This is a genomic window from Edaphobacter bradus, from assembly GCF_025685645.1.
In the GTDB taxonomy this organism is placed as follows: domain Bacteria; phylum Acidobacteriota; class Terriglobia; order Terriglobales; family Acidobacteriaceae; genus Edaphobacter; species Edaphobacter bradus.
In genome coordinates this window covers 620851-632856 of sequence record NZ_JAGSYF010000001.1, presented here as the reverse complement: position 1 = coordinate 632856, position 12006 = coordinate 620851, and the positions used below count along the sequence as shown (strand labels likewise).

At 56.0% G+C, this 12006-nt stretch carries 5 protein-coding genes and 1 pseudogene; 3 read left to right on the top strand and 3 right to left on the bottom strand.

Going from position 1 to position 12006, the window contains the following annotated elements:
• Positions 1–112: 112 nt before the first annotated feature.
• Complete coding sequence (locus tag OHL16_RS02550; protein WP_263365499.1) at positions 113–1132, bottom strand: LacI family DNA-binding transcriptional regulator; 1020 nt, start codon at positions 1130–1132, stop codon at positions 113–115.
• A gap of 289 nt (positions 1133–1421) precedes the next feature.
• Here OHL16_RS02550 and OHL16_RS02545 point away from each other — a divergent pair, with 289 nt between their 5' ends.
• The 3 genes from OHL16_RS02545 (at position 1422) to OHL16_RS02535 (ending at position 9574) form a co-directional block, all read left to right on the top strand.
• Positions 1422–4814 carry a TonB-dependent receptor gene (locus tag OHL16_RS02545; RefSeq protein ID WP_317891023.1) on the top strand — a complete coding sequence of 1131 codons (3393 nt, stop codon included), beginning with the start codon at positions 1422–1424 and terminating at the stop codon, positions 4812–4814.
• 309 nt (positions 4815–5123) lie between these two features.
• Positions 5124–8621 carry an alpha-mannosidase gene (locus OHL16_RS02540; protein WP_263365497.1) on the top strand — a complete coding sequence of 1166 codons (3498 nt, stop codon included), beginning with the start codon at positions 5124–5126 and terminating at the stop codon, positions 8619–8621.
• 608 nt (positions 8622–9229) lie between these two features.
• A complete protein-coding gene (locus OHL16_RS02535; RefSeq protein ID WP_263365496.1) occupies positions 9230–9574 on the top strand; it encodes a hypothetical protein in 345 nt (114 codons plus the stop codon).
• Positions 9575–9594: 20 nt separating this feature from the next.
• On the opposite strand, the pseudogene OHL16_RS20460 reads toward OHL16_RS02535, so the two are convergent.
• Positions 9595–9708: pseudogene (locus tag OHL16_RS20460) on the bottom strand (hypothetical protein); the annotation flags it as partial.
• A gap of 801 nt (positions 9709–10509) precedes the next feature.
• Positions 10510–11931 (bottom strand): alpha-L-fucosidase, encoded by a 1422-nt coding sequence (locus tag OHL16_RS02530; RefSeq protein ID WP_263365495.1) that lies wholly within the window; start codon positions 11929–11931, stop codon positions 10510–10512.
• Positions 11932–12006: the final 75 nt, after the last annotated feature.

The window sequence follows — 12006 nt, the reverse complement described above, 5'->3', positions numbered from 1 at the left end:
TAGCCGGATTCGCAGATATCGAGATGACATCGCATCTCACGTCAGTCTCCATTGCAGCGGTCAACCGTCAAGAGCAATTCTGATGCAAATGACCTGCTCGTCATTGCTATTCTCACCTTTTGCAACCGCACGACTCACGCACGACTAGCTTTACCGGCAAAACTGTTCGAACGCTCGTGGCTGTGAACTCCCCTTTTATTCGCTGGAGCAGCAATCGGGTTGACATATGCCCGAGCTCGGCTGCTGGCTGGCGAATAGCAGTTACCGGAGGGGTAATCAGAGCATAAAAGTCGACGTCGTCGAATCCCACCAAAGCCACATCTTTACCCATCTTGATTCCCAATTCGCGGAGCGCCTCGATTACCCAAATCGTCGAAGAGTTATTCGCAGAAAACAGAGCATCCGGCCGGTTGCCTGACTCAAACAGCTCTTTCAAAGCAAGTTTTACATCAGCCTGGCTCTGCAATCGCAGTGATCTCGCGTGAGGCAGCTTCGCTTCGCGTATACATTCCTCATAGCCTGCGAGCCGTTCTTTTATGGTGAACAGATGCGGATTGGTCGCCACGCACACAATTCGTTTGTACCCGTGGCCAATGAGGTGTTCCACTGCCATCCGCGCGCCCGCCCTGTTCTCGACACCTACCGAATCCGTGGTAGCGACTTCGATGGGGCGGTCGATGGTGACAATGGGAGTTGGTCCTGCAGCTATTGTCGTTAGACGTTTGTCTTTGCTATCTACTGGAACCAATAAGATGCCATCTACTGGATGATGTGTCATCTGTTCAATCTGCGCGGCCTCAATGGTTGGGTCGTCGCTGGAAGCGGCCAGCCAGACCAAGTACCCACTCTTCCGTGCAGTCTCCTGTACTGCGTGACTAACGACGGAGAAGAAGGGATCGGCTAAGTCGGTAACGATAAGCCCTATTGATCGTGATAGCTGCCCAGTGAGCATTCTGGCAGCTTGATTGGGCCGATAACCTAACTGGCGAATTGCTGCGCGAACTTTCTTTGCTGTCTCTTCAGAGACATAGGGATGCCCGTTGATGGTGCGAGAGACTGTCATGGCCCCAACGCCTGCTGCGCGTGCAACATCTTGCAACGTTGCCCGTTTTGAGAGAGGCGCTCTTTTCACGTGTCCCTTTCCGAAAAGCGGTTTCTGGGAGGGCTATCATCCCAGCACATATCAAACGCTAATATTTCCGTGGAAATTTAAGCAGTTCTCATATTGACAGCGCAATACTGATGCGCGTAGACAGGTGTGCGTTGTGATAGCGCAATCATGATGCACGCACGTTGTGCACCTCTAAAGAAAAAACAAGTCAACGATCATTTGAGGTCATTTTTCATTCAAAGGAGTCGCCATGCGGAAAGCCATAACCATCAAAATATGGTGCATTTGCGCAATCCTATCGATTGCCGTATTGTTTCCGAGACACGGAATCGCTCAAACCGATACCTCATCGCTTTCAGGTACGGTCTCCGACACCTCCGGAGCCGTCGTCGCAAACGCAAAGGTCATTGCGCACAACGACGCGACCCGAACTGACAGGGATGTGGTCACCAACGAAGCGGGTAACTTCACAATTACCAATCTGGCACCGGGTAGCTACAACGTACGTGTGGAAGCTCCAGGCTTTCAGACGACGACCCTCAGTGGGGTGCAGGTTGATCCCAATATCGGCCGCCGCATTGATGTCACGATGAAAGTCGGCGACACCACCACTTTGATCACTGTGGAAGCCAGCGCCAACACCGTGCAGACGGAGAGCGGTTCAGTCGGCCAGCTGATCACGCAGGAGCAGGTGAAAAACATCCAGCTCAACGGCCGCAATCCGCTTTATCTCGCGCAGATGGAGCCAGGCGTTGTCCGTAACAACTCCATGGCGGCCTTCGCCTTCGGTCTCGACAACGGCATCAACGTCAACGGCGCGCGCTCGCAAGAAAGCGTAATCACTTTCGACGGCGCTCCGATGGTGCGCACGCGCTCAAACGGCACCAGCGTAGGCGTTGCCGACGTGGACTCCACCTCGGAAGTGCAGGTGCTGACCACCAGCTACTCGGCAGAGTATGGACGCACTTCGGGTGGACAGATCCGAATGGTTCCAAAGAGCGGGACAACCGACTTCCACGGCAGCGCCTTCGAATACTTCCGCAATAACGCACTCAATGCCAATACCTGGAGCCGTAACCTTAACAGACTAAAGCGCGGAGCATTCCGGTACAACCAGTTCGGCTGGAACCTCAATGGTCCAGTCTACATTCCCGGCCACTTCAACAAGAATCGCGACAAGCTATTCTTCCTCGTCGGACAGGAATGGGTAAAGTACAACCACGATGACACCTCCAGTTCCACCCTCAAGGTCCCCACGGCCCTCATGCGGCAAGGTAACTTCAGCGAGTTGCTCGGGCCAAACATCTTTTACAGCGGCCCCATTCAACTCGTGAATCCTACGACTGGCGTTCCCTATTCCAACAACGTCATTCCTCAAAGCCAACTCAGCCCTAACGGAATCGGCCTGCTCAACGCGTATCCGGCGGCCAATCTCACAGGAAATGCCTCCAGTAACTGGACTGATACCGCTCTCTATACCGAAAGACAACGCAAGGACAGTGTTGTCGTCGACTACATTCCCTTCGAAGCGCACCACCTGCGCTTCAGCCTTTTGGACTACAACTACGACGACTACGAGCCGCATTTCGGCAACTTCAACACCAACCCCCGCATCTTCCATCGCCCCAATCAGATCGGCGTTCTGCACTGGACTTGGACGATCAACCCGAGCATGGTCAATGACGCATATGCGTCCGGAGCCGCCGATCACGTCGACATCAACATCGACACTTCGTCGGGCCGGTACGACCGCACCAAGTACGGCATCAATTACCCGTACCTCTTCGGGTCCGCCACCAAAGTGGTTCCCAATAAGATTCCGACCATCCAGCTCCAGAACTTCGGGACGCTCGACGGCGGCCCATATCCATCGCGTTCAGGCGGTATTGTCTACGATTTCGGTGACAACATCACCAGGGTCTGGGGAAACCACACGATCAAGGCCGGCTTCCAGTGGGAGTATGCCGGCGAAAACAACTACGACCAGATCAGCGTCGATAACACCCGCCCCGGCACCACCAACAACCAGAACGGCCTCTTCACCTTTACCGACACTCGTGGCGGCAAGCCCAACCCCACATCGAACGCTGCGGTGGCAAACGTCGCCCTCGGGCTCTTCGATACCTACGGCGAGATCGGAACACGCTCCTACACCCTGTTCCGCGGCAACATGTACAGCATGTTTGGCCAGGACCAGTGGCGCGTAAATCCGAAACTCGTACTCGAGTACGGTATCCGCTACGACATCATGACGCCGTACCACGCGCTATGGGGCAACCAGGCGTTCTTCAGCCCGAAGGACTACAGCGCGTCCCTTGCTCCTGTCGTCAATCCAAACACCGGTTTCCTTACCGGTGGGGATCCCTATAACGGTGTCGTCATCCCCGGTAGCGGGTTCCCTAGCAAAGCCAAGGGCCACGTGCCTGACTCCATCCTCAACGGCAACTATCAGCGTCTCTTCCGCGGATATAACTCTGGCTATTCGCCGACGGTCTACACTGACATTCAGCCTCGTCTTGGTTTTGCCTATCAGTTCAATCCCGGCACCGTCGTACGCGCCGGAGCCGGCCGTTACGTGCAGCGCCTCGGCATCAGCGATACAGTGCACGTCGGTGGCAATGCTCCCTTCCAACCGGCATCCACGGTGACGCTAGGCAGCGTCGATAATCCTGGCGGTCTCGGCCAAAACGCTCTGCCGCTCGCCTTCACCTCTCATGCGCATACCTACCCAAGCCCTGAGGCCTGGGGATTCAATGTGACGGTTGAGCATGAGTTCACGAATGTCGCAACGTTCACCCTCAGCTACGTCGGACGCCGGGGCTATCACCTCGAGCAGCTCGCCAATATCAATCAGCTCCAGGCGGGGACGAGGCAGGCAAACCCCACCATCAAAAACGCGGATGCGCTTCGTCCGTACAAAGGCTTCTCGACCGTCATCGAAGCCGAGAACGTCGGCAGCGCGATGTATCACTCCATGCAGGCGAACCTCAAGCGCCGTCTCACCAAGGGACTGCTCTTCGGTGCTGCCTATACTTGGTCCAAGAGTCTCGACTTCGGGTCCTCCAACGGCACCAACATTCCCAACGCCTTCAGCAACAGAAACTTCTATGGCCCCAGCGACTTCGATACTCGGCACGTTCTCGTGATCAACTATGTCTGGGATATTCCCTTCGCCAACAATGCGAGCAATCTGTTTGCGCGGACAATGCTCGGCAACTGGCAATTCTCCGGAACCATCCAGGCGCAATCTGGCCGTCCGCAAACAGTCTCGCAGAACAACGACGTCGCGGGAGTTGGGCCGGGGTCTGGCAACCAGCTCTGGGTCGTTTCCCGCAGTCCGAATCTCCCCCACCAGTTCTCTCGTGCCGGAAAGACCCCCAACCAGTGGTTTGAAGGCGTGGGTTCAGGAATATGGTCGACGGCGCCGGCAGGCACCTTCGCTCCGCGCGGCATGCGTGGCCTGATCTACGGACCCGGCTTCCAGAGCTTCTCGGCTGCACTCCAGAAGGGCTTCCACATCGTCCCCAACCATGAAAACCATCAGCTGATCTTCAAGGCAGAGAGCTTCAACTACACAAACCACCCCAACTGGGATAACCCCGATGTCTCTCCAACCAGCAACACCTTCGGCCGTGTGACTCAGAAGGGAAACACCTACGCGTCTGAACGTCAGTTCCAGTTCAGCCTCCGGTACGCCTTCTAAGCGCAGCTTGGCACGCACTCGATGAGCCGCTTCCCTGTCGAAGCGGCTCATCACTTTGAAACAAAGCAATATCAACCTTGAGCTAAGAGATCCTGCAGTAGCTTTTCCCTACAGGATCTCTCTCGCGTCACATCAAGTTCAAATCACTCCGGCCACTTTGGCTGCAAATGGATGGCTATAAGCATGCGACCTGTTGAATCCCCCGCGTCTTCTTCTAGAAAAAAATCCGCCCACCGAAGCTTCCAACGTTCGGCAATCTACGCTACAGTCGCGGGCCTGCTTCTCCCCGGCGCAGTCCGCAGCCAGACCATGAAGGCCCCTGACATCACCAGAGATCCCACCCTCTACGTTGTCCCCTACGCGCACCTCGACACCCAATGGCGATGGGAGTTCCCTCAGACCATTAGCGAATATCTCCTCAAGACCATGCGCGTCAACTTCGACTACATCGATCGCTACCCGCACTACGTCTTCAACTGGACCGGGGCAAATCGCTATCGCCTTATGAAGGAGTACTTCCCCTCCGACTACGCAAAGATGAAGCAATACGTCGCCGCTGGACGTTGGTATCCGGCGGGCTCCTCCGTCGAAGAAGGAGACGTCAACCTCCCCAGCGCCGAAGGAATCTTCCGCCAGATCCTCTACGGCAACGAATACTTTCGCAAAGACTTCGGCAAAGCGAGCGCGGAATATATGCTGCCCGACTGCTTCGGATTCCCTGCATCTCTCCCCAGCATTCTCGCCCACGCCGGTGTGAAAGGATTCTCCACTCAGAAACTCAACGCACAGTGGCAGCCCGCTCCAAAGATTGGAGGGCCCGGCTCGCCTGAGCAAACGCCCGAAGGCATTCCCTTCAATGTAGGCATGTGGATCGGCCCTGACGGCAAAGGCGTCATCGCTGCTCTAAACCCCGGCGGCTACGGCAGCAACGTCTACACCGACCTCAGCAAGGAGCCCACTGAGGTCTCCGCTTCAGCGCCGCAACTCACCAGCGAAGAGCGAGCCCGCCTCACACCTCAACAGGCCGCCGCAGTCGCGAGACAGCGCCCGCAGGAACAGGATTGGGTCAAACGCATCGACGTCAACGGAAAAGTCACCGGAGTCTTCGCCGACTATCACTACGTCGGCACCGGCGACATAGGCGGAGCTACTCAGGAATCCACCGTAAAGCTGCTCGAAGCCATCGTCACAAAGAGCGAAACCACTCTGCCCTCTCCGCCTCGCGCCGCATTCGCCATGGGTGAAACCCCGACGGCAGAACCCACCGGTGCGTCAATTAAAGTCGGCGACGGCCCAGTCCACGTAGTCGAATCTGCCGCTGATCAACTCTTCAACGACATCCCTGCTGCAATGACCTCGCGCCTCCCGCAGTACAAAGGAGACCTCGAACTCATCAATCACTCCGCCGGCTCCCTGACTTCGCAGGCGTATCACAAGCGCTGGGTCCTCAGGAACGAACAACTCGCCGACGCCGCCGAAAAGACCTCCGTCGCCGCCGAATGGCTGGGAGGCCGAACCTATCCCCAGCAACGCCTCAACGATGCTTGGATGCTCGAACTGGGAGGCCACTTCCACGACACTGGAGCCGGAACAGCAACCCCGCGCTCCTATGAATTCGCATGGAACGACGACGTCATCGCAGCGAATCAGTTTGCTGGCATATTCACCAACGCCAGCGAAGCCATCGCCTCCGCACTCGACACTCAAGTCGCCGGAACCCCCGTCGTCGTCTTCAATCCTCTCAACATCACACGCGAAGACATCGTCGAAGCCGACATCGATCTGGCTGGATCGTCCAAGTCCGCCCGCGTAACCGACGCGACAGGAAAAGAAGTGCCTTCACAAGTGGAGGGCGGTAAAGTTCTCTTCCTGGCCAAGGCGCCCTCTGTCGGCTACGCAGTTTACAGCATCGCTCCCGGGCAAACGTCGAACTCCAGCTCAGAACTCAAAGTAACGGAATCCTCCCTCGAGAACGCCCGCTACCGCGTCAGGTTGAACTCCGATGGCGACGTTTCCAGCATCTACGACAAATCGCTCAACAAAGAACTCCTCTCCGCTCCAATGCGCCTCGCCATCTCCAACGACAAGCCCAAGGTCTATCCCGCATGGAATATGGACTTCGATCAGGAGCAGGCGCCTCCACGCGCTTACGTCAGCGGTCCAGCCAAAGTCCGCATCAAGGAGAACGGCCCCGTCCGTGTCTCTCTCGAAGTAACCCGCGAAACGGAAGGCTCAAAGTTCGTCCAAACAGTTAGCCTCTACGCAGGAGACCCCGGCAACCGAGTCGAATTCGGCAACGCAATCGACTGGAAGACCCTCTCCGCCAACCTCAAAGCAACCTTCCCGCTCAGCGCCTCCAACGAAATCGCCACCTACAACTGGGAGATCGGAACCATCCAGCGCCCCAACGCCAACGAGCGCCAGTTCGAAGTCGCATCGCACCGCTGGATCGACCTCGCCGATAAGAGCGGTACCTTCGGAACCACCATCCTCACCGACTACAAGAACGGCTCTGACAAACCCACCGACAACACCATCCGCCTGACCCTTATGCGCTCACCAGGGATCGAGCCTCCAGCCAACGGCCGTCCCTCTCCCTACAGCGATCAAGCCAATCAGGATTGGGGGCACCACGAGTTCGTCTTCGGACTCATCGGCCACCCCGGAGACTGGCGCTCTGCGCAAACCGATTGGCATGCCTACCGGCTCAACACGCCACTCCTCGCCTTCCAGACAGCCAAGCACAGCGGCGCACTCGGCAAGAGCTTCTCTCTCATCCACCTCAACAACTCACGGATCCGCGTGCTCGCTCTCAAGAAAGCCGAGAACAGCGACGAGATCATCCTTCGCATTGTGGAACTCGACGGCAAGCCAGCGCACGACGTACACGTCTCATTTGCTGGTCCCATCGCCTCTGCCCGTGAAGTAAACGCGCAAGAGCAACCAGCGGGAGACGCCAGCGTCAACAACGGCGTTCTCGTAACATCGTTCACTCCCTACCAACCACGAACCTTCGCTCTGTGCCTCGGCACGCCATCCACAAAACTTAGCGCAGTAAAATCCCAACCTGTCCCGCTGCAATACGACCTCGCCATCGCAAGCAACGACGACACCAAAACCACCGGCAGAGGCTTCGACGGCACCGGTAAAGCAATGCCCGCCGAAATGCTTCCCTCGAAGCTCCACTATAACAACGTAGAGTTCGAACTAGCGCCAGCCAAAACCGGTACTCCAAACGCCGTAGTCGCCAAAGGCCAAACAATCACCCTCCCTGCAGGCCACTACAACCGCGTCTACATCCTCGCCGCCGCAGCCGTCGGTGACCAGAACGGCACATTCCAACTGGGCGACAAGAACGTCAACCTCACCATCCAGAATTGGACGGGCTTTATCGGCCAATGGGACACGCGCCTCTGGAAGAATCAGCAGGAACGCGACTGGGCGACCTCAGCCAATCACGCTCAGTGGCCGCCGGATGACCTCCAGCAGCGCGAACAACGTCCCGTCGCACAGCGCTACCCGGAGGACTACGCGGGCCTCAAGCCCGGATACATCAAGCCCGCTGGCCTCGCCTGGTACGCCTCGCACCAGCACACCGCCGACGGCCTCAACCAGCCCTACCAGTACTCCTACCTCTTCGCCTACTCGATCGATCTCAACGGCAACGAGCGAACCCTGACTTTACCGAACAACGATAAGATCAGAATCCTCGCAGTCTCAGTCGCCGAGGAGAACCCCCAACTCACCCCGGCCCAGCCGCTCTTCGACACGCTCGGCCGGACCGAACCTCCTCTTCTTTTGCACTAAGTGCAAGCATGAAGTTGCGTTCGATTTATTGGTTCGAACCGTGAATGAGAAGCCCCGAAAAATTCCGGGCCTTTTTGTCTGAATTGTTTTGACGTAATGCTAGTTCGAGGGGTAGGTGCTGCACCAAAGCTCGCTCGGATTTCTATGCTAGGATAACTGTTTTGCGAATAGAGTGGCCGTCCTCGCTAAACTGCGGCTTGAGCACGCGCGCGAAGTAGCCAGCCTCGGTTTAGGACCCCTGAGCCACGAGGCGCAGATTTTCCCTTAAGCTCCTCTGTGAGGACCTTTCTCAGTGACACTGGATTTACTCGGGAGACGGAAGAATAGACTGCTCTCTCTTTCAAAGATTCCCCTGATCTGCCAATACTCGCAAGAGACGAACCTCATGGCTTCGGCAAACGAAGCCTCAGCCGTCTAACCATTATTTTTTTGAGATCTTCCCCTCGCGAAGCTTTTTCTTGCAGGTCCTTTCTAGTCGCATACGACTAAGAAGGAGGACCAATAAATGCCAACACTCAACTCACAGTGCCATTATTCTTTGGGCGCTTAGATCTACTCCAGATGCAAAACAATTTATCAGGGATGCAGTTAGTGACATAGAGATTCGCATGTTCGGCCGTATTTCCAATACGAGATCAGCGGAGATCAAGGTTTCTGTCGAAAGGCAACTGGCTTTGGAACTGCACAATCTCGCTCAGTTCGAGGACGCCGACCGAGTGCAGAACGTTCTTCCATTCATTGAAGAACCAATAATCATGTTCTCCGCCAACCAATCGGAAACTAGAGAGAACCCAAGCTTGCACCTCCATTTCTCGGTCGGATTGAATTTTGGCGAGCGCGACGAGACTTCAGATGGAAATCTAACAAAATACAGCACGACGAAGTCTTGGCGAGGCACAGGCTTAGGCGCGAACTGTACCTCGCGTCCGGGGCCGGCCGCGCGCAGGATCTGACCGAACTGCGCGTCTTGTACGCCGTTATCCGGCGTGCTGTAGTTGGTGTGGTTGAAGAGGTTGAAGAGCTCCGCTCTGAACTGGAGATTCATCCTCTCGAAAATCGGGAACGTCTTCGATGCATTAAAGTCCACATTCTTGAAGGTTGGCCCCACCAGATCATTTCGGTCCGGATGTCAATTGCTGCATAATCGCCGAGTCACTCACTGACAACGCGCTTGGGTCACCGAACAGACTTCCGCCATCTAGAGGTACACCAAACTACCTGGAGGTACCATTTTGATTGCGAGTCTCGGTCTCTTCTGCCTTCCGAACCCCTAAGAATTTGCAAGAGATTTGCAAGAGGAATTGGGCATTCTGGCACTTGTGGCACTTTCTCCACCATTTAGAATCTGTAAGTTATTGATTCCATTAGCCAATCGAGAGACCGATCCCGTCTCTGGCCACCTTTTAGAATCAACAAGCTACCGACATAAACCAGAAAGCCTCCGCATGCGGAGGCTTTTCTTATTTCTTCTAACCAATTTATTTCAACATTTACCTGGATTGACTAGTTATGGCAGAAAAAGGCTGGTTGGGACTCGTAAATTACCTAAAACATGCCGTAAATTCCACTCTAATCGCAGGAACAACGCAGGAACGTCCGAAGCGACACCATATTATTTATATGGATATGGTTGCGCGACCTGATACTCCTAAACTCCGCCTGGGCAGCCTACTACCAAGTTATCTAGGACAACCCGCTCGCCCGGCGTGCTGTGGCCTATTTTTGTCCGGCTGCTCACAGCATGCTGGAGCGGTGCGAATCACCCGCAAACGCCTCTACCTACCATTCCAGTGTACCCCTGTGTCTTCCACTCGACCAACGCACCTCCAGTCCAATAGGACTCGGGGAACGGCTCCTGCGACCCCGGAGATAGAATGAATTAATTAGATCAATCCCCGGGCTGCAGTTGAAGCACATAGGCATAGTTGCCGGGTAAGACTGACGGAAACTGCACGTGCAGGTCAGCTCCCTGCTGCGACCATTTGAGGGGTTTGCTCTCTCCTAACAGGAAGATTTGAGAGCCCGGCCTAGCCTTAACCGAACGAACCACGATGGCTGAGGATTGCGGTTTTCCCAGCAGCGTGGCGTACAGGTTCGCGTCTTTCCGGGTGAAGCGGACGCCGATCCCCTGATCCGTTTCGCCCGCAGAACGGGTCCAGGGCCGCGTCCCGTAGATAGCATCGCCATTCTGTTTAAGCCAGGCACCCAAAGCTTGCAGCCGTTCCATCTGCACCGGCGGAATCGTCCCATCGGCCTCCGGCCCCACATCGAGCAGCAGGTTGCCATTCTTGCTCACGATATCCACGAGCAGACTGATGAGTTCAGCCGGAGCAATCGTCTCGGCCTCGCCTTCGGCTCGATTGTAGCCAAAGGATTGGCCCAGGCCACGGCACTCCTCCCACTTCGTCGGGCTGATCTCATCGAGCTTAGCGTATTCGGGTGAGGTGAAATCGGAGTGCTTGACGCCATACCTATCATCCACGACACCGTCTGGCACGGCGTTGTAGTAGTCCGCCATGATCTTCAACGGATGACCGGTCTTCGGCCAATCGATGTCGTTCCAGAGAACTGAGGGGTGATAGCGATTGATCAGCTCTTCGATCTGGGCGTCCGCATATCTGCCGTAGGCAATACTTTCAGGTTTGACCGTCTCATAGTCCGAAGGGTCAAGAATCGGACCGCGATTGAAGGTCCAGTCGTATCCTCCCGAGTAGTAGAGTCCCATCCGCATCCCCGCCTTGCGGACCGATTCTGTAAGGTCCTTGACGAGATCCCGGGACGCGTGCAGATTCCTCTGATTAGGATTCTCCACCTCACTGGGCCACAGGGTGAAGCCATCGTGATGCTTGGTCGTCAGCACAACATACCTCGCCCCAGCGTCCTTGTAGGCCTTGGCCATCTGGTCCGCATCCCACTTCTGCGTCTCCTTGTCGAAGATGGGAGCGAAGTCGTAGTAACTGAAGTTGGCGCCAAAGTGCTCTCGATGATAGGCCGCGGTGGGCGAGCCAGGGACACGCATGACGTTGTAATACCACTCGGCGTAAGGATTGTTTTTGATGTAATCGGACGAAGCGAAGTCGTGGTTGGGGTGCTGCAGCGGTGCCCAACCCGGCACCGAATACAGTCCCCAATGAACGAATATCCCGAGCTTCGCGTCGGCGTACCACTGCGGAAGGGGATGGCTATTGAGAGAGCTCAGCGCCGGCTCATAATGTTGCTTACCGGACGACTGCGCACCGCCCGCGACACTGGTAAAAAACAGGCTGCCGGCCACTATCCCGCATCTCCAGGCTGCACTACGATTGAGCATCGGCCCCATCCTTCTAAACACATTCGTTAGTTTAACTTAGGGAACTTAAGAGGGCCTGCCTCCATGTTGTTGGAA